20 protein-coding genes and 1 other annotated feature are annotated in these 18587 nt (G+C 38.6%); of the genes, 19 read left to right on the plus strand and 1 reads right to left on the minus strand.

From position 1 onward, the window contains the following. Positions 1 to 5 precede the first annotated feature (5 nt). Genes OMU_RS14030 through recN form a run of 3 tightly spaced genes read left to right on the plus strand, consistent with a single transcriptional unit; the run spans position 6 to position 2995 of the window. Entirely contained in the window at positions 6 to 821 is an 816-nt protein-coding gene (locus OMU_RS14030) for a TlyA family RNA methyltransferase (protein ID WP_016180541.1), read from the plus strand. Positions 822 to 836: 15 nt separating this feature from the next. Continuing rightward, entirely contained in the window at positions 837 to 1295 is a 459-nt protein-coding gene (locus tag OMU_RS14035; protein WP_016180542.1) for an arginine repressor, read from the plus strand. Positions 1296 to 1324: 29 nt separating this feature from the next. After that, positions 1325 to 2995: a DNA repair protein RecN gene (gene recN / locus OMU_RS14040; protein WP_016180543.1), complete on the plus strand. Its 1671-nt coding sequence runs from the start codon at positions 1325 to 1327 to the stop codon at positions 2993 to 2995. Positions 2996 to 3021: 26 nt separating this feature from the next. On the opposite strand, the gene OMU_RS22930 is transcribed toward recN, so the two are convergent. Further along, positions 3022 to 3138 (minus strand): DUF4044 domain-containing protein, encoded by a 117-nt coding sequence (locus tag OMU_RS22930; RefSeq protein ID WP_010745911.1) that lies wholly within the window; start codon positions 3136 to 3138, stop codon positions 3022 to 3024. A 228-nt stretch (positions 3139 to 3366) separates the two neighbouring features. Between OMU_RS22930 and OMU_RS14045 the strand changes: the two genes are divergently transcribed. The 16 genes from OMU_RS14045 (at position 3367) to OMU_RS14120 (ending at position 18369) form a co-directional block, all read left to right on the plus strand. Beyond that, a complete protein-coding gene (locus OMU_RS14045; RefSeq protein ID WP_016180545.1) occupies positions 3367 to 3738 on the plus strand; it encodes a DUF3397 domain-containing protein in 372 nt (123 codons plus the stop codon). A gap of 168 nt (positions 3739 to 3906) precedes the next feature. After that, entirely contained in the window at positions 3907 to 4338 is a 432-nt protein-coding gene (gene mraZ, locus OMU_RS14050; RefSeq protein ID WP_016180546.1) for a division/cell wall cluster transcriptional repressor MraZ, read from the plus strand. Positions 4339 to 4353: 15 nt separating this feature from the next. Continuing rightward, complete coding sequence (gene rsmH / locus OMU_RS14055; protein WP_016180547.1) at positions 4354 to 5307, plus strand: 16S rRNA (cytosine(1402)-N(4))-methyltransferase RsmH; 954 nt, start codon at positions 4354 to 4356, stop codon at positions 5305 to 5307. Positions 5308 to 5312: 5 nt separating this feature from the next. Then, positions 5313 to 5690: a cell division protein FtsL gene (gene ftsL, locus OMU_RS14060; RefSeq protein WP_016180548.1), complete on the plus strand. Its 378-nt coding sequence runs from the start codon at positions 5313 to 5315 to the stop codon at positions 5688 to 5690. Continuing rightward, positions 5691 to 7883, plus strand: a complete 2193-nt coding sequence (locus OMU_RS14065; protein ID WP_016180549.1) for a penicillin-binding transpeptidase domain-containing protein — start codon at positions 5691 to 5693, stop codon at positions 7881 to 7883. 16 nt (positions 7884 to 7899) lie between these two features. Beyond that, a complete protein-coding gene (gene mraY, locus OMU_RS14070; RefSeq protein ID WP_016180550.1) occupies positions 7900 to 8862 on the plus strand; it encodes a phospho-N-acetylmuramoyl-pentapeptide-transferase in 963 nt (320 codons plus the stop codon). Positions 8863 to 8875: 13 nt separating this feature from the next. After that, the gene (murD, locus tag OMU_RS14075) at positions 8876 to 10240 is read left to right on the plus strand and encodes a UDP-N-acetylmuramoyl-L-alanine--D-glutamate ligase (RefSeq protein ID WP_016180551.1); all 1365 of its coding nucleotides are present in this window, start codon (positions 8876 to 8878) and stop codon (positions 10238 to 10240) included. Between the two features lie 9 nt (positions 10241 to 10249). Continuing rightward, positions 10250 to 11341: an undecaprenyldiphospho-muramoylpentapeptide beta-N-acetylglucosaminyltransferase gene (gene murG / locus OMU_RS14080; RefSeq protein ID WP_016180552.1), complete on the plus strand. Its 1092-nt coding sequence runs from the start codon at positions 10250 to 10252 to the stop codon at positions 11339 to 11341. A 10-nt stretch (positions 11342 to 11351) separates the two neighbouring features. Next, positions 11352 to 12461, plus strand: a complete 1110-nt coding sequence (locus tag OMU_RS14085) for a cell division protein FtsQ/DivIB (protein ID WP_016180553.1) — start codon at positions 11352 to 11354, stop codon at positions 12459 to 12461. A gap of 165 nt (positions 12462 to 12626) precedes the next feature. Beyond that, positions 12627 to 13952 (plus strand): cell division protein FtsA, encoded by a 1326-nt coding sequence (gene ftsA / locus OMU_RS14090; protein WP_016180554.1) that lies wholly within the window; start codon positions 12627 to 12629, stop codon positions 13950 to 13952. 21 nt (positions 13953 to 13973) lie between these two features. Then, the gene (gene ftsZ, locus OMU_RS14095) at positions 13974 to 15212 is read left to right on the plus strand and encodes a cell division protein FtsZ (protein WP_016180555.1); all 1239 of its coding nucleotides are present in this window, start codon (positions 13974 to 13976) and stop codon (positions 15210 to 15212) included. A 14-nt stretch (positions 15213 to 15226) separates the two neighbouring features. Then, positions 15227 to 15904: a YggS family pyridoxal phosphate-dependent enzyme gene (locus OMU_RS14100; protein ID WP_016180556.1), complete on the plus strand. Its 678-nt coding sequence runs from the start codon at positions 15227 to 15229 to the stop codon at positions 15902 to 15904. Between the two features lie 9 nt (positions 15905 to 15913). Then, the gene (locus OMU_RS14105) at positions 15914 to 16558 is read left to right on the plus strand and encodes a cell division protein SepF (protein ID WP_016180557.1); all 645 of its coding nucleotides are present in this window, start codon (positions 15914 to 15916) and stop codon (positions 16556 to 16558) included. 13 nt (positions 16559 to 16571) lie between these two features. Continuing rightward, positions 16572 to 16847: a YggT family protein gene (locus tag OMU_RS14110; RefSeq protein WP_016180558.1), complete on the plus strand. Its 276-nt coding sequence runs from the start codon at positions 16572 to 16574 to the stop codon at positions 16845 to 16847. 12 nt (positions 16848 to 16859) lie between these two features. Further along, positions 16860 to 17642, plus strand: a complete 783-nt coding sequence (locus tag OMU_RS14115; RefSeq protein WP_016180559.1) for a YlmH family RNA-binding protein — start codon at positions 16860 to 16862, stop codon at positions 17640 to 17642. Positions 17643 to 17664: 22 nt separating this feature from the next. Then, positions 17665 to 18369, plus strand: coding sequence for a DivIVA domain-containing protein (locus OMU_RS14120; protein ID WP_016180560.1), 705 nt, complete (start codon positions 17665 to 17667; stop codon positions 18367 to 18369). Continuing rightward, positions 18365 to 18572, plus strand: a binding site (T-box leader). Its footprint overlaps the gene before it by 5 nt. Positions 18573 to 18587 lie beyond the last annotated feature (15 nt).

Raw genomic sequence — 18587 nt, forward strand, 5'->3', positions numbered from 1 at the left:
TAACTATGAAAAAAGAACGTGTCGATGTGTTGGCTTTTAATCAAGGTCTTTTTGAAACTAGAGAAAAGGCCAAACGTGGCGTTATGGCTGGGTTAGTTTATGACCAGAAAAATGAACGTTTGGACAAACCAGGCGAAAAAATTTCAATTGAAACCATTCTACAAATAAAAGGTCAAAGTTTAGCGTATGTTTCTCGTGGCGGACTAAAATTAGAAAAAGCACTAAAGACTTTTGACGTTGATATGAATCAGAAAATTCTGCTGGACATTGGTTCCTCAACGGGCGGCTTCACCGATGTAGCATTACAAAATGGTGCCGCATTGAGTTATGCACTAGATGTCGGCTACAATCAGTTGGCTTGGAAATTGCGACAAGATGAACGCGTAGTGGTGATGGAACGGACAAACTTCCGTTATTCAAAATTAGCAGACTTTGAAGAAGGACAGCCCAATTTTGCGACAATTGATGTTTCCTTTATCTCCTTAAAATTAATTTTACCTCCGCTTCATGACATTTTGACTGATGATGGCGATGTCGTGGCGCTAATTAAACCTCAATTTGAGGCAGGAAAAGAATATGTCGGAAAAAAAGGGATCATTAAAGATCCAAAAACACATTTGATGGTATTAGAAGATATTACCGATTTCGCAATGACTCACGGCTTTAATGTGCAAGAATTAACGTTCTCTCCAATTACTGGAGGTGAGGGCAATATCGAATTCCTTGCCCATTTGAAAAAAGTGCCCGAAAGAGGTAGCTTAAATCCAAAAATTGACCTAACAAATATTGTCTCAGAGGCCCATCAGCAATTAGATAAGTAGTCTGGAGGAGAGGGAATGCGAAAACAAGAACGGCATCGTATCATCACACAGTTACTAAGTGAATATGATGTAAAGAAACAAGAAGATTTTGTGGCGATCCTTGCACAACAAGGAGTGACGGTAACACAGGCCACAATCTCACGTGATATTAAGGAAATGAAACTGATCAAAGTACCAGCACAAAATGGTGGTTATCGCTACAGCATGCCGCGTAAAGAACAAGAAGATGTGAACGAAAAACTTGCTGATTTATTAAAAGAAGCGGTGATATCCGTCGATCAAATGGAGAAATTTGTTAATGTGAAAACATTACCTGGAAATGCTTCGGCGTGTGCAAATTTATTAGAAAAACAATTCACAAAAGTTTTATTTACGACTTTGAATGATGATGACGGCGTTTTGATGATTGCACGGACAGAAGAGGACGCTAGACGTATTAAGCAAGACATCGCTGAAAAAAGTCAAAATAATTAGTATGACTCATTAAAAGGGGAATAGGCAGAATGTTACAGGAATTGACAATTAAAAATTTTGCGATCATTTCTTCGTTACATTTGAGCTTCACTGATGGAATGACTGCGTTAACAGGTGAAACTGGAGCCGGAAAATCGATCATAATTGATGCAGTGAGCTTACTGGCAGGAGCTCGCTCGTCGATTGAATATATTCGCCAAGGCAGTGATAAATGTCTAGTCGAAGGACTTTTTGATTTACCAAAACAATCGGACTTTCAAGAATTGATGGAAGAGCTTGGAATTGAGGTTGATGAGGCTGGATTGATTGTTCAGCGAGATTTGAATAGTTCAGGAAAAAGTGTGTCACGTGTCAATGGCAGAATCGTAACTCTCGCAAATCTACGTAGAATCGGACAATTTCTAGTAGATATTCAAGGACAAAATGACCATCAAGAACTGATGCATCCAGAATCCCATTTACGTCTTTTAGATAGTTTTGGTGATTCAGCATTTCAAGAAATTAAAACGACCTACCAAATCGCTTACCGAGAGTATGTTACCTTAGCCAAACAGGTTAAGAAATTTAAGCAAAACGAGCAGTCCTTTGTTCAACGGATCGATATGTTGACCTTCCAGCAAGAAGAAATCGGTAACGCTGAACTAACTCTGGGCGAGGAAGAAAAGCTAATGGAAGAACGTGACAAACTCACCAATTATCAAAAAATCGTTGACAGTCTTTCCTATAGCTATCAAGCAATGACGAATGAGGAGACAAGTTCCCTTGACGCTATTGGGTCAGCTAGTCAAGAATTGCAAACAATTGCCTCTCTAGATAAAGATTATGAAAACATTTCTGATAATGTGCATAGCGCATACTATCTTTTGCAAGATGCTGTTAGCGAAATTGGTCGCCAGCTGGATCTGTTAGAGCTTGATGAAGAACGTTTAGATTTGGTTAATGAGCGACTGGAATTGATTCATCAATTGAAACGCAAATATGGTGATTCGATAGAAAGCATTTTGAGCTATTACGAGCGAATAAGCCAAGAGCTTCTAGATTCAGATTTTTCTGGAGATAAATTGGAAAAACTAGAAAAGGAATTAGCAGTTAAAGAAAGTAAATTGCTAAAATTAGCGGAAAAGCTGCGAACAGCTCGACAGGAAATGGCGAAGAAACTGGAAGCGGCTATTCAAACTGAGTTGAAGGATCTTTATATGGAGAATGCCCGTTTTGAAGTACGTTTTAAAGAAGCAGGATTTAGTCCTGAAGGCATTGATGAAGTAGAATTCTTTATTACGACGAATCCTGGTGAACCATTGAAGCCGTTAGTTAAAGTGGCATCAGGTGGAGAAATCTCACGAGTCATGTTGGCGTTGAAGACGATTTTCTCAAAAACACAAGGGTTGACCAGTATTGTGTTTGATGAAGTAGACACGGGGGTCAGTGGTAGAGTGGCTCAGGCGATCGCAGACAAGATTTATCAAATCGGACAAAATTCTCAAGCGCTTTGTATCACCCATTTGCCTCAAGTAGCTGCTAAAGCTGATCATCAGCTGTTTATTCGCAAAGAAGTAGTAGATGGACGAACATTGACTAAAGTGGAGGAGCTAACTGAGCAAGACCGTACAGAAGAAATCGCCCGTATGTTAGCAGGAACTGAAATTACGGATTTAACTGTTAAACATGCAAAGGAACTATTACAGTTAGCAAAAAAATAGCCGGAGCAAATGCTCCGGCTATTTGCTTACATAATACTTAACAGACTACTCAAAACTAATGATCCAATTGTTAAAATTAACATAGTCCAAATAACAACTTTAGTAACTTTAGAAAATGTGCTCGTGGATTTTTTGTTATTCATGATGTCACCATCCCTCAAAAAAACTTCAAAATCATCATACTTCATTTTTCAAAACTCCGCAATCAACCAAAAAAACTTTTAAAAAATACTAAGAAATCTTTTCGCGTCGATATTGCGAATTCAATTGTTAAAACTTGCTAAATCCTTTATATTTTAAATGAATTGAAACACGAATGTAACGATAATGCAGTATAGTGAGGGTAGTAGTTTGAAGAGGAAGGACTGTATTTGTTGGCATCATTTTCACCAATTTTATTGTTATGGTACATTTTCCCGATAATCGTCTTTTTAGCGTCTGATTATATCGTGACAACTTTCAAATTAAAACAACGCTTCAATTTAAAAACACCAGACATTACGATACCATTTTTGATTGTCGGAATGCACGAAATATCAAAAAGTATTAGCACGTTTTCGATTTTACCATATTTTTTATTAACTATTCTATTATTGGGTATTAGCGTAGTCGTCTTCCAAGCCTATCGCTATCGCGAAATCATGTATGGTCGCTTCTTTAAAATGTTTTGGCGCTTAACCTTTTTATTATCATTTTTAGTCTATTTTATTTTGATTATTGTCAGTGTTATTAATGCATTATAAACTAAAAAAACTTTTAAAAAACTCCTGATTATCCGTAAAACCCTTGAAAAAACGCAATGGTTAGTAAAGGTCAAAAAAGTGTTATTTTTGTTTTTTACAAAGTGTGGTAGATTGTGGGGGATTGTGGTAGACTAATCTCATGCGGTGGTAAAAAGGGGTGGAGTCTAGATGTTCATGGGCGAATTTCAACATAATATTGATGCGAAAGGTCGTTTGATCGTGCCATCAAAATTACGTGAACAATTAGGCGAGAAATTTGTAGTCACCCGTGGTATGGATGGCTGCTTGTTTGGATACACATTACCCGAATGGAACCAATTAGAGACTAAATTGAATGAGATGCCACTTTCTAAGAAAGATGCGCGTGCATTTGTACGTTTCTTTTACTCCGCAGCAACTGAGTGTGAGATTGACAAGCAAGGACGGATCAATATCCCCGTGTCTTTACGTAATCATGCCTCACTTGAGAAAGAATGCGTGATCATTGGCGTTGCCAATCGGATCGAAATATGGGATCAAGCACGCTGGAATGAATTTACAAAAGAAACTGAAGATAGTTTTGATGACATTGCAGAAACAATGGTCGATTTTGGATTTTAGAGAAGAGGATTATCAATGACAGACTTTCAACATACAACCGTTTTACTTCATGAGACAGTTGATGGTTTAGCAATCAAACCAGACGGTGTTTATGTTGATTGTACATTAGGTGGGGCTGGGCACAGTGAGTATTTACTGAGGCAGTTAAACAATGATGGACATCTTTATGCTTTTGATCAAGATCAAAAGGCAATTGAAAACGCGAAAATTCGTTTAGCTGAATATGTCGCAAAAAAACAAGTGACCTTTGTCAAAGCTAACTTTAGAGAACTTACAGCTGAACTGAAGCGCTTTGGTGTGACAGAAGTTGATGGGATTTTATACGATCTAGGAGTTTCTTCACCTCAATTGGATGAGGCGGAACGTGGATTTAGTTACCACCAAGATGCACCATTAGATATGCGAATGGATCAAGATGCACCATTAAGTGCTTATCAAGTTGTAAATGAATATTCTTACCATGAATTAGTAAAAATTTTCTTCCGCTATGGCGAGGAGAAATTCTCCAAACAGATTGCTCGTTTGATTGAGCGTAGGCGCGAGGTTAAGCCAATTGAAACTACTGGTGAATTAGTAGATTTGATTAAGGAGGCTATTCCAGCTCCAGCACGTCGAAAGGGCGGGCATCCTGCTAAGCGTGTCTTCCAAGCCATTCGCATTGCTGTGAATGATGAATTAGGAGCGATTGAAAGTTCCTTAGAGCAGGCGATCGACATGCTAGCAATTGGTGGAAGAGTGAGTGTCATCACATTTCACTCGTTAGAAGATCGGATCGTAAAAACAATATTTAAAGAATTCAGTGCGCCAAAGGATATGCCTCCTGGTTTACCTATGGTACCAGAGGATTTTCAACCGATTTTGAAATTAGTAAATAGAAAACCCATTATTCCTTCTGAAGAGGAATTGCAGGATAATAATCGCGCGAGAAGTGCAAAATTGCGAATCGCTGAGAAAATGAAGAAAGGATAGGAATTATGGCAGAATTAAAAAATAACCAACCGTTTCAATTTGATTCTCAGCAAGAAGAAATTCATCAAACGCCAGATTCTTTTAAAGTCTTCGTTTCTCCTGGTGATCGTTTAAAAAAAATTACGCGGGTAGAAAAATTCGCCGTGTTAGCCTTCTTAGTGATGTTGATTGGCTTATCGGTTGTGATGGTCAATTATCGTAATGAAATCAGCAAAACACAAAATGAAATTACAAGTATTCAAACTGACATTGATGCAAAAGAAAAAACAGCGACACAATTGCAGCAAGAAAAGAGCGAATTGTCTCGTTCTGATCGTCTGAAAGAAATTGCTGAAAAAGCTGGACTTTCAATCAATGACGACAATTTAAGGAAAGTGAAGTAAATGAGCTTTAAAAGGCTAAAAAGAAAAATCCGAAAAAAGAATTTGACTCCGATGAACAATCGCAAAAAAGTAGGCGTTATTTTGTTTGCTACGAGTATTGGATTGTTCTTTTTATTTGCCGTTCGCATGATCTATGTAGTAGCAGGTGGTCACGTAGCTGGAACCTCTTTAAAGGTTAAAACTGAAGAATTATATCATGGTGGTGAGGTAGTAAAAGCCAAACGTGGCACAATCTTTGATCGCAATGGTGAGGTAATTGCCGAAGATGCGACATCTTACTCGATTTACGCGATTCTTTCAGAGAGCTATGTAAACGGAAATGAGAAACTTTATGCCCAAGAAAAGAACTTTGATGATTTAGCTTCTATATTAAACAAGTATTTAGGAATCAAGGAAAAATCAGCCTTAAAGACGCTGAAAAGTGGACTTAACAGTGATGGCACTAGTAAGTATTATCAAGTCGAATTTGGTAATAAAGGTAAAAATATTTCCGAAGAAACGAAACAAAACATCGAGGATGCGATGAAAAAGGATAAGGTCAAAGGACTTTATTTTACAGAACATACTGATCGGATGTATCCAAACGGAAATTTTGCTTCTCATTTTATTGGATATGCGCAACCTGATAAAAAAGAATCACTAGTTGGCATGATGGGTGTTGAAGCGGCTTATGATGATGTCTTAAAAGGAAAAGATGGAAAAGTAGTTTATCAAAAAGATGAAAATCAACGACCAATTCCAGGAAGTATTGCGGAAGAAAAAAAGGCAGTCAATGGAGAAGACATTTATACTACATTAGATGCGGGGTTGCAAAGTTATTTAGAGACATTAATGGATAAGGTAAGCTCAGAAGCGAAACCTACTGAGATGACTGCCATGTTGATGCAGGCAAAAACAGGAGATATCCTAGCGATGTCTCAGCGTCCAACCTTTAATCCTGAGACCAAAGAAGGTTTGGGAGAAGAAGATGCATGGCGAAATTTCCTAGTGGAAGATAGCTATGAACCAGGGTCAACTATGAAGGTTTTCACTACTTCAGCTGCAGTCAATGAAGGTATCTTTAATGAAAATGAAAGTTACGTTTCAGGAAAGATCCAAGTGGCTGACGCAACTATTAATGACTGGGACTTAGGTAAAAAAGGAATATTAACGATGCGTCAGGCACTTTCTTGGTCAAGTAATGTCGGAATGGTCAAATTGGAAGAGCGGCTAGGAGACCGTTGGCCTGAATATGTGAAACGCTTTGGTTTTGGTCAAAGTACTTATTCTGGCTTGCCAGGCGAAACTAAAGGAACATTGCCAACGAGCAATATCGTTGACCAAGCAATGAGTTCATACGGACAAGCCATTGGCGTAACCAATTTCCAAATGATGCGCGGCTTTACTGCTGTAGCAAATGATGGAAAAATGCTGCAACCTCACTATATTGAAAAAGTCTCCAATCCTGATACAGGGAAAGAGATTATTACGAAACCTGAAGTTGTAGGAGAGCCAATCACAGCAGAAACTGCTCAAAAGGTTCGTGAATATATGCGTGATACTGTTGAAAGTGAAAACTACGGTTCGGCATACGATCAATATAAAGTGCCTGGATACCATATTTCTGCTAAAACAGGTACAGCTCAAATTGCAGAGAATGGAAGATACTTAACGGGAGATACAAATTATATCTATTCTATTGCGTTGATGATTCCTTCAGAAGATCCTGAATATATTTTGTATTTAACCATGAAACAACCACAAGAAAAACAAGAAGGCATTTTGGGTGAAATTGCGAATCCACTATTAAGTCGTGTAATGGAATTTCAAAATACCGAAACAGATTCTTCTGAGGAAGAAAGCAATACGAAGGTTACGGTAGAAGATTACCGCAATCTTTCAACATCCAAAGCAGCAGCAGATGCAAATAAACGTGGATTAACAGCTGTTGTGATTGGTGATGGAGATAAAGTCATCGAACAGTCTGCGAAGCCAGGAGAGAAAGTTATGGCGAACGAGCATCTTATTTTACTAACTAATGGTAAAAAAGAGATGCCGGATGTCCGTGGATGGTCCAAAGCAGATATCTTAAAACTAACAAATCTGTTAGATATTGATGTCAGCTTCAAAAAAGGAGATGGGTACTGTACGAAGCAAAGTATTGCTCCTTATGCAGAGGTCTCGAAAAAGAAACTGAAAATTACGTTAGGTTAGGACTGGAGAGAATAACATGCAACCGGCACAACTATTTATTGCTTTTGCCAGTAGTTTTGCGATTACTGTGGCAGGCATGCCTTTTATAATTGGCTACTTTAGAATGAAGAAACAAGGACAGGAAATTCGTGATGAAGGCCCGAAGTGGCATAATTCAAAAGCTGGTACCCCAACGATGGGTGGTCTTGGCTTTTTAGCTGCTGCTGTAATCACATCAATTTGGTATAGTCTATGGACAGATAAAATGACGACTTCGCTATTAATTTTAGTATTTGTTTTATTACTATATGGAATTATCGGATTTTTAGATGATTTCATTAAGCTGGCGAAAAAGCAAAATGAAGGGTTGACATCAAGGCAAAAATTCATTGCTCAAGTGGTTGTCGCGATTGTTTTTTATGTAATCTATCGAATGGAAGGCTATCCCAATACTTTGAATTTCTTCGGCATTGAGTTGCCGCTAAGTATTATTTATGGCTTGTTTGTGATTTTTTGGTTGGTAGGTTTTTCAAATGCGGTAAATCTAACAGATGGAATCGATGGGTTGGTATCTGGTTTAGGAACAATTTCATTTGCTACATATGGGATTATTGCTTGGAAACAACAACAGTATGAGGTTTTAATTGTTTGTCTTACTGTGATGGGCGGACTTGTAGGCTTCTTTCCTTACAATAAAAAACCAGCAAAAATTTTCATGGGTGATGTTGGATCGCTAGCTTTAGGTGGGCTGTTGGCGGCCGTGTCGATTATCTTACATCAAGAGTGGACATTGTTACTAATTGGTTTGGTATATATTTTTGAAACAGCAAGCGTGATTATTCAGGTTACTTCCTTTAAAATGACAGGTAAGCGTGTTTTTAAAATGTCGCCATTACATCACCATTTTGAGATGTCTGGCTGGTCAGAGTGGAAAGTAGACACGGTGTTCTGGGCTATCGGGCTCATTGCATCCATCATTGTGTTATTGATCGTACTGTAGGAGATGACTAGAAATGAAACAAATCAAACAATATCAAAACGAAAAAGTATTAGTCTTAGGATTAGCGAAGAGTGGATTTAGTGCGGCCAAGTTGTTGAATGACTTGGGCGCACTTGTTACGGTCAACGACGGAAAACCCTTTGAAGAAAATCCAGAGGCTCAGGGCTTACTGGAACAAGGTGTACGGGTGATTACTGGGCATCATCCGATAGAATTGCTAGATGAAGATTTTTCTTTAATGGTGAAAAATCCTGGTATCCCATATGATAATCCGTTAGTGGCCAAAGCGGAGAAACTGCATATTCCAATCTTGACCGAAGTGGAGTTGGCTTATCAAGTCGCTGAATGTCCAATCGTTGGTATCACTGGTACGAATGGCAAGACGACCACCACCACCATGATCGGTCTATTGTTGAATCAAGAACGTACTGCTGGAAAGGCCCATCTTGCTGGTAATATTGGTTTCCCCGGCAGTGAAGTGGCTGCTAAAGCAACAGCTGAAGATGATATAGTTATGGAATTGTCTAGTTTTCAATTGATGGGAATTGAAGCATTTAAGCCACAGATTGCGGTCATTACCAATATTTATGAAGCCCATCTAGATTATCACAAAACACGTGAAAATTATGTAGCCGCGAAGTGGTCAATTCAAGAAAACATGACAGCAGATGATTATTTAGTTTTAAACTGGAATTCAGAAGAGTTACAAAAAATGAGCAAGCAAACGAAGGCTCAAGTTGTTCCTTTTTCAACGAAAGAAAAAATTGAAAATGGTGCTTATTTTCTTCATGGCGGTCTATATTACAAGGAAGAGAAAATCATGGATGCTTCTGAACTAGGAGTACCTGGTGCGCATAATATTGAGAATGCCTTGGCGGCGATTGCGGTGGCGAAGTTAAAAGGAGTCTCCAATAATGGGATTCGTACTGCATTGAGTAATTTCCATGGAGTACCTCATCGTACACAATACGTTGCCACAATCAATGGTCGTAAATTTTACAATGACTCTAAAGCGACTAACAGCTTAGCGACAGAAATGGCGTTAAGCGGATTTAATAATGAACAGTTGATTCTGCTGGCTGGTGGATTAGATCGTGGAAATGGATTTGATGAACTGATTCCATCTCTGGAGGGAGTCAAAGCGATTATTCTATTTGGTGAAACGAAAGATAAATTGGCTGAGACGGCTGAACGAGCAGGAATTAGGACGATTATTATGACTTCAAATGTTGAAACGGCTGTTCCTTTAGCCTATGAACAAAGTGAAGTTGGAGATAGTATCTTGTTATCTCCTGCAAATGCAAGCTGGGATCAATATCCTAGTTTTGAAATTCGCGGAGACAAATTTATGCAAGCTGTTAAGCAATTAGAAAAGTAGGGAAATGAAATGAGAATACTTGTTACAGGCGGCGGCACGGGCGGACATATCTATCCAGCCTTAGCATTTATCCGTTACGTACAAAAAATTCAACCTGATTCAGAATTTCTATATGTAGGAACGCATCGAGGGTTGGAAAATAAGATCGTGCCTGAGACAGGCATTTCTTTTAAAACAATCAAAATTCAAGGCTTTAAGCGGAAACTTTCGCTTGATAATATCAAAACAGTCCAATTATTTGTTGAAAGTATCAAACGCTCGAAGGAGATCTTACGAGAGTTTAAACCAGATGTAGTGATTGGTACAGGTGGCTATGTTTCTGGTTCAGTCGTTTATGCAGCAGCACGTATGAAAATTCCTACAATCGTTCACGAACAAAATAGCGTTCCAGGGATTACAAATAAATTTCTTAGCCGCTTCGCTGATCGAGTTGGGATTAGTTTTCCAGATGCTGCACAATATTTTCCAGAGAATAAAACTGTCTTAGTTGGAAATCCGCGAGCCCAAGAAGTGGTGACCAGTGGAAAGTCAGAAGTATTAGAACAATATGGTCTGTTGCCAGACATTCCAACTGTCCTAATTTTTGGCGGAAGCCAAGGGGCACTCAAAATAAATCAGGCGGTCATTCAAGCACTACCTAAATTTTCACAGAAAGAATATCAAGTGCTGTACGCTTCTGGTGATCGTTATTATAATGAGATAGCAGAAAAATTTGATATCGAAAAAATCAATCATAACCTATCGCTTCAGCCGTACATCAAAAATATGACAGATGTTATGGCAAATGTTGATTTATTAATTGGACGTGCAGGCGCAACTTCAATCGCAGAGCTTACAGCTTTAGGTTTGCCAGCTATTCTCATTCCAAGCCCATACGTCACAAATGACCATCAAACGAAAAATGCACAGAGTTTGGTCAATGCTGGGGCTGTCAAAATGATTACGGATGCTGATTTAACTGGGGAAAAATTAGTAGAAGCAGTGGATGAAATCATGGGTGATCCAGAAAAAAAGGCAATGATGGCGAAAGCTTCACGTCAAGAAGGTATCCCAGATGCAGCAGAGCGATTGTGGTCATTAGTTAACGAGATTGTAAAATAGTTTTTTGGAGGTGAGGACCATTAGTCGTGAAGAGTTTCCGGAGGAAGGCAAAGAAAATCAGCAAGTAGAAAAAACAAAGCAAGAGAATTTGACCCCATGGCAGTTAGCGAATATGGAATATTTGAAACAAAAAGCGCTGGAAAAGGGTGAAACTGTTGATCAGGCAGCAACTGCTGAAGAGACAAACGAACTTTCTAACACTGATGGACTTGCCGAAGAAAAATTAGAAGAGCCTGAACAAAAAGATACAATACCTTTAGAATCTGAAATTGAAGAGCCTGAGATGGAGGATGCACCAAGCGGGCCTAAAAATGGATCATTTTTAGAACGATTACCTAATATCAAACATGAGCGCAATCGACGGCTCGTAAAGAGATCCTTGATTTTAATCGGGTTATTTTCAATTCCAGCCTTATTATTATTGTATTACATATCACCACTAGCTAAGTTAGGCGGTGTAAGTATAAAAGGTAATGAGAAGATTTCAACAGAGATAATCGAAAAAGAACTGAATTTTAGCGTGGGTGACAATCTTTGGAGTCAATATTTTGATCGTAAAGATAACGTGAAAAATCTGAAAAAGCAAGAATTGCAAATTGAAAATGCAGAAGTTCACCTAGATGGGATCAATCATTTTGTGGTAGATGTGAAAGAATATCCTGAAGTCGCATACTTAGAAAATGATGGAAAGTATTCTCCTGTCATTTCAAATGGTAAAATTATTCCGATTGAAGTAGAAAAAAGCGATGGTGACCTGCCAATTCTAGAAAGCTTCACCGGATCAAAAAGAATTCTAAAAGTACTTGAAGGCTATAAAAAATTATCTGAAGAGGTTAAACAAGGCATATCCCAGATTAAATATTCCCCAACAAATGAAAACAAGGAATTATTGGAAATTTTCATGAATGATGGGAACAAGGTCTTAGTCAGCATTAACGATTTAGCCAGTAAAATGAAGTATTATCCTCAAATTGCGAAAGAAATGAGTGACAAAGGAATTAAGGGGATCGTAGATATGGAAGCAGGAATTTACAGCTATCCGTATACTGAAAATTCAACTACTGAGGATGCAACACAAAACTCAACAGATCAATCTGGAACCGCTGTTGTAAATGATTAAATTTATTACAAGAAAATGTTGAATCTTCTTTTTCATTCTAGGCAAAATGTGTTAAAATTGAAGGCAGTGAATTACTTGCGAAAAATTATATTTCATGCTTAACAGTAAGTTAAAATATTACATCTGAATAAAGCATTTATTTGAAAATAGGAGGGAATCCCATTCATGGCAAAAGCAGGAATGTATGTAGGCCTTGATATCGGGACAACATCGATCAAAGTTGTTGTTGCCGAGTACATCGATAGCCAAATGAATATCATTGGTGTTGGAAACGCAAAATCAGAAGGAATCAACCGTGGGATTATCGTAGATATCGATAAGACAGTACAGGCGATTCAGCGAGCAGTAAAACAGGCCGAGGAAAAAGCTGGGATTCAGATTAAAAGTGTCAGCGTTGGACTACCTGCTAACTTGTTAGAAGTCGAACCTTGTCAAGGTATGATTGCTGTTAATAATGAGTCAAAAGAGATTATGGATGAAGATGTTCGTAATGTCGCTTCAGCAGCAATGGTTCGTTCAGTTCCTCCTGAAAGACAAATCGTTGCGCTGCTGCCTCAAGAATTTACCGTCGACGGATTTGAAGGTATCAAAGATCCGCGAGGCATGATCGGTGTTCGTCTTGAAATGTTTGGATTAGTATTTACTGGTCCAAAAACGATCATCCATAATATTACAAAATGTGTTGAAAAAGCAGGATTATCGGTTGCTGAAACAGTAATTACATCCTTAGCTTTAACAGAATCTATTTTATCTGATGGTGAAAAGGATTTTGGCACGATTGTGATTGATATGGGTGGTGGACAAACAACGACGGCAGTTATGCATGATAAACAGTTGAAATTCACACATGTGGATCAAGAAGGTGGGGAATTTGTTACAAAGGATATCTCCATCGTTTTAAATACTTCTTTTAATAATGCTGAGGCGTTGAAGATCAATTATGGAGACGCTTATCCAAGCCGGACATCTGCTGACGAAGATTTTCCAGTTGATGTCATTGGAAAAACAGATCCAGTTAAAGTTGATGAACGATATCTGGCTGAAATTATCGAAGCACGGTTGGAACAAATATTCCGTAAAGCCAAAGATGCTTTAGATGAAATCGAAGCACTTGATTTACCAGGTGGTGTTGTCCTGACCGGTGGCGCAGCAAGTTTACCAGGTGTGGTTGATTTAGCGGAAGACATTTTTGGAACCACAGTTAAATTGCATGTACCGAATCAAATGGGCTTGAGAAATCCAGTCTTTACAAATGTCATCAGTATCGTCAATTATTCAGCTGAATTGAGTGATGTCTATCATTTGGCAAAATCAGCGGTTACAGGTGAAAAAGTTTCACTATCTGCTTCACCACAAACCAACGCTGTTTCAACAGCACCTGTGTATGACGATTACGAAGCATCAAATGATTATGAAGAAGAAACAAAGCCAAAAAATGAAGAAAAAGTAACCGGGAAGATTAAAGACTTCTTCTCTAATATTTTTGATTAATTTGTAGGAGGAATAGAAAACATGGAATTCTCAATAGATAACAATATTAACGAAGGTGCTGTTATTAAAGTTATCGGTGTTGGCGGTGGCGGTGGCAATGCTATCAACCGTATGATCGAGGAAAACGTTAAAGGCGTTGAATTCATCGCATCAAACACTGATGTTCAAGCACTCAAAAACTCAAAAGCAGAAACAGTTATTCAATTAGGCCCTAAATATACTCGTGGTTTGGGTGCAGGTTCGCAACCAGAAGTTGGTCAAAAATCAGCTGAAGAAAGCGAACAAGCTATTCGTGACGCATTAGAAGGTGCAGATATGGTTTTCATCACAGCTGGAATGGGCGGAGGTACTGGTACTGGGGCTGCTCCGATTGTGGCGAAGATTGCAAAAGATCTCGGTGCTTTAACTGTCGGTGTCGTTACACGTCCATTCAGCTTTGAAGGACCAAAACGCGGACGTTTCGCAGCAGAAGGGATTTCAGCATTAAAGGAAAATGTTGATACTTTATTGATCATCTCAAACAATCGCCTGCTAGAAGTAGTTGACAAGAAAACGCCAATGCTTGAAGCATTCCGTGAAGCAGATAACGTTTTGCGTCAAGGTGTTCAAGGTATCTCAGATTTAATCACAGCACCTGGTTACGTGAACTTGGACTTTGCTGATGTGAAAACTGTAATGGCAAATCAAGGGACTGCTTTAATGGGAATCGGCGTTGCAAGTGGCGAAGATCGTGTCGTTGAAGCAACGAAAAAAGCGATTTCCTCTCCATTGCTAGAAACATCTATTGATGGTGCAGAACAAGTTCTATTAAACATCACTGGTGGATTAGATATGACTTTATTTGAAGCACAAGATGCTTCTGACATTGTTGCAAGCGCAGCAACAGGGGATGTTAATATTATCTTAGGTACATCAATTAGCGAAGAATTAGGCGATGAAATCCGCGTTACAGTAATTGCGACAGGAATCGATCCAACAAAAAAGGAGCGTAAGGCTACACGTAATACACAACGTGCTAGTCAAATCCAATCAGTTCCACAAAAACAAAATTTAGATATTGAACCTGCAAGAAGCAACGATGGTCAGTCTGCTTTTGGTGAATGGGATATCCGCAAGGAAGAAAATATCCGTCCTAAAGTTGAAGATACACAATTTGATAACATCGAAAAGAAAGAATTCGAAACATTCAATCGTGAAGAAGTAAAACCTGAAAAAGACGAAGAACTAGATACACCACCATTCTTTCGCCGTAGAAAATAAAAGGGGGAGAGCACATGATCGCTGAAAACTTGCATAGAATCGAGCAAGAGATTCAGGAGTCGTGTGCTCTTGCTTCACGTAACCCAGAGGAAATTACTATGGTTGCGGTGACAAAGAGTGTCGACTCCATGACCGCAAACGAACTCGTTGAACTAGGTGTGACGGATTTAGCAGAAAATCGAGTAGATAAATTGCTGGATAAAAAGCGAAGTCTTTCAAACTATCAGCAGATCAAATGGCATCTCATTGGTAATTTACAGCGTCGCAAGGTAAAATTGATTATAAATGAAATTGATTACTTTCATGCGTTAGACAGTTTACGGTTGGCACAAGAAATACAAAAGCGTGCTGAACATCAAATAAAATGTTTTATTGAAGTAAATGTTTCCGGAGAAGAATCAAAGCATGGTATTAGGCCGAGTGACCTTCAATCCTTTATTAAAGAATTAGAGGGATTAGAGAAAATTCAGGTGATCGGATTAATGACTATGGCGCCATATGAGGCAACTGAGTTAGAGATTCGGAATGTTTTTTCTACTTTGAAACAGCTTCAAGAAAGTGTGAAGGAACAAGACTTGCAATATGCGCCATGCACAGAATTGAGCATGGGAATGAGCCAAGACTTCAAAACGGCAATTGAAGAAGGTGCTACTTTTGTTCGAATCGGAACGGCACTATTTAAGAAAGGTTAGGTAAAGTTAATGGGAATTAGTCTAGCAAAGATCACTGATTTTTTTGGTTTAGCAGATGACGATATGTATGAAGAAGCAGCGACACCTGCTCCAAAGAAGCAGGTTAGCCGCCCAGTAAGCGCACCTTTGAAGAAAGAACGCGTGGCAACACGTCCTACGTATCAAAAGCAGGAACGTTCTCCGGAACGTCAAAAAGAAAGAATACAGCAGGAACGGGTCAGCCAACCAGTCGCAGAACCTCAGACAAATCGCAGAGCTGAAACTGTGGCAAAAAGGGCAGAAAGCATGGCGAAGAAAAGCGAAAAAGTCGTGTCTATGCCTAACAATAATAATCGAGCGCAACGACTTACACCAAGAACAGAAGAAAAAAGAAAGGACCGTATTTCAGTAGTAGAACCAAGGGCCTATAATGAAGCAATGACAATAGCTAAACGAGTAGGTCAAGGTGAGGTAGTCTTAATTAATTTTCAATCTTTGGATGAAATGAGAGCGCGTCGTGTGGTCGATTTTCTAACTGGTGCAGTCTTTATGATTGATGGTGATATTAAACGTGTTGGAAATGAAATGTTTTTATGTACGCCAACAAATGTTGAAATTACCAACTCTACGTTGAGCTCCATGGTTGATGAAGATATTTACGGATTAGAAATGTAAAGGAGCCGCATAGTTGAATCTACTTATTACACTTTTTTATTATTTAAATCGACTAGTTTATCTTTATACGATTCTTTTAGTCGTTTATGCATTAATGTCATGGTTTCCTGGTGCTTACCAGTCTAAATTTGGTCAACTATTAGGTCGAATTTGTGAACCGTTTCTTGATTTATTTCGACGTTTGCCTTTGCAATTTGGCGGAATCGATTTTTCTGTAATGGCAGCGATTTTAGCATTAAATATTGCGATGGAGGTTCTACAAAGAATTTTGTATAGTATTATCTACTAAGGAGGTGGCAATATGAATGCAAATGTCTATCAACATTTTAGACCTGAAGAGCATCCATTTGTTGACAGTGTTGGCGATTGGCTAGAACAAGTTGAAAGCCAATACGCTCCTTATCTGACGAATTTTTTAGATCCTCGGCAAGCCTATATCTTGGAGACGTTAATTCGCGAAAATAGTGAATTGAAATTTTCATTTTATGGCGGCTATGAACATGCTGAACGGTGTCGTTGCATGATTTATCCCGAGTATTATGAACCGCAAACCGACGACTTTGAGCTTGTGATGATTGAAATTAATTATCCGAAAAAATTTACTGAACTTTCACATGGGAAAATATTAGGAACATTAATGAATGCTGGAATTAAGCGTGATTATTTTGGGGATATTATTTCTGATGGTGATCGCTGGCAAATTTTTTTAGCGAAAGAATCGGCTAATTATATCGTAGGTCAGGTAACTAAAATTGGTCGTGTAACCGTCCATCTAGAGGAACGTCCGTATACGGATATCATTATTCCGAAAGATAGTTGGGTTGAGGAAACAACGACCGCCACATCCATGCGATTAGATGCGATTATTTCAACTGTTTATAATATTTCACGACAGCGTTCAAAGCAATTAGTTGAAGCCAGTAAAGTAAAAGTGAACTGGTCGGTCAATGAGCGTCCAGATTATTTACTTGATTTATTAGATGTCGTTTCAGTTCGTGGGTTTGGGCGAATTCAGATCCAAGGTTTAGAAGGAAAAACAAAGAAAGAAAAATTCCGTTTGCGCTTAGGCGTTTTACGAAAATAAATTTTATGAGGTGAGCAAAAAAATGGCATTAACTCCATTAGATATTCAAAACAAAAATTTCTCCACTAAGATGCGTGGATATAACCAAGACGAAGTCGATGATTTTTTAGATATGATTGTTCGCGACTATGAGGACAGCATCGCTAAGAATCGTGAATTAGAAAAAGCATTGAAACATTCAGAAGAAAAACTAGAGTATTTCAATGAATTGAAAGAAGCGTTGAACCAATCAATCGTCGTGGCACAAGATACTGCCGATAAAGTGAAATCTTCAGCAAGTAAAGAATCTGAAGTTATTGTGACTTCTGCGCAAAATCGTGCGGATGAATTAATTTCTAATGCGATGCAAAAGGCAAACTTATTAACAACGACTGCAGAAGATAAGGCTAAAGAAATTTTAACAGATGCTACTTCCAAAGCTCGTCAATTGGCTGCTGAAACAAATGATTTAAAGAAGAAGACACGTGTCTTCCATCAACAATTACTATTATTGTTAGAAACTCAAATCGATCAAGCACGCAGCGGCGACTGGGAAGAAGTTTTGAAACCAATGTCTTCATATGTTGGTGATGGTCATGAGGTATTGAAGGAAGTTTTAGCAAATGAACTTGACAACGATACTGAGAATGCAGTAGACTCAGGTGAATCCATTGTTCTTGAGGAGCCTCAAGAAGATATGGGCTTGACAATTGATATTCCTGAATTGATTAAATCAGACGAAGAATAGAAATCTAGAACAGAAAAGCTAGTTAGATTCTTATTAGCGAGCCGATGATAGTGGAAGATCGGCAGACACTCTAATTAGAAAGATCCTCTGGATTATTCGGTTACGAATTAAAAGTAATAATCGACGTGTCATTGCGTTAACGATGATTAGAGGAAACTTTAGGTTTCAAATTTGGGTGGTACCACGACAAGCTCGTCCCTTTGCGGATAAGCTTGTTT

The sequence above is a fragment of the Enterococcus avium ATCC 14025 genome (assembly GCF_000406965.1).
GTDB classification, from domain to species: Bacteria; Bacillota; Bacilli; order Lactobacillales; family Enterococcaceae; genus Enterococcus_A; species Enterococcus_A avium.

Bases quoted from the DNA above. Each gene is read 5' to 3' on its own strand.
- OMU_RS14115 (WP_016180559.1), top strand. From the start codon at position 16,860: ATGAATGCAAATGTCTATCAACATTTTAGACCTGAAGAGCATCCATTT.
- OMU_RS14065 (WP_016180549.1), top strand. From the start codon at position 5,691: ATGAGCTTTAAAAGGCTAAAAAGAAAAATCCGAAAAAAGAATTTGACT.
- recN (WP_016180543.1), top strand. From the start codon at position 1,325: ATGTTACAGGAATTGACAATTAAAAATTTTGCGATCATTTCTTCGTTA.
- OMU_RS14030 (WP_016180541.1), top strand. From the start codon at position 6: ATGAAAAAAGAACGTGTCGATGTGTTGGCTTTTAATCAAGGTCTTTTT.
- mraZ (WP_016180546.1), top strand. From the start codon at position 3,907: ATGTTCATGGGCGAATTTCAACATAATATTGATGCGAAAGGTCGTTTG.
- OMU_RS14100 (WP_016180556.1), top strand. From the start codon at position 15,227: ATGATCGCTGAAAACTTGCATAGAATCGAGCAAGAGATTCAGGAGTCG.
- ftsA (WP_016180554.1), top strand. From the start codon at position 12,627: ATGGCAAAAGCAGGAATGTATGTAGGCCTTGATATCGGGACAACATCG.
- OMU_RS14035 (WP_016180542.1), top strand. From the start codon at position 837: ATGCGAAAACAAGAACGGCATCGTATCATCACACAGTTACTAAGTGAA.
- ftsZ (WP_016180555.1), top strand. From the start codon at position 13,974: ATGGAATTCTCAATAGATAACAATATTAACGAAGGTGCTGTTATTAAA.
- OMU_RS22930 (WP_010745911.1), bottom strand. From the start codon at position 3,138: ATGAATAACAAAAAATCCACGAGCACATTTTCTAAAGTTACTAAAGTT.
- murG (WP_016180552.1), top strand. From the start codon at position 10,250: ATGAGAATACTTGTTACAGGCGGCGGCACGGGCGGACATATCTATCCA.
- OMU_RS14120 (WP_016180560.1), top strand. From the start codon at position 17,665: ATGGCATTAACTCCATTAGATATTCAAAACAAAAATTTCTCCACTAAG.
- murD (WP_016180551.1), top strand. From the start codon at position 8,876: ATGAAACAAATCAAACAATATCAAAACGAAAAAGTATTAGTCTTAGGA.
- rsmH (WP_016180547.1), top strand. From the start codon at position 4,354: ATGACAGACTTTCAACATACAACCGTTTTACTTCATGAGACAGTTGAT.
- OMU_RS14105 (WP_016180557.1), top strand. From the start codon at position 15,914: ATGGGAATTAGTCTAGCAAAGATCACTGATTTTTTTGGTTTAGCAGAT.
- mraY (WP_016180550.1), top strand. From the start codon at position 7,900: ATGCAACCGGCACAACTATTTATTGCTTTTGCCAGTAGTTTTGCGATT.
- ftsL (WP_016180548.1), top strand. From the start codon at position 5,313: ATGGCAGAATTAAAAAATAACCAACCGTTTCAATTTGATTCTCAGCAA.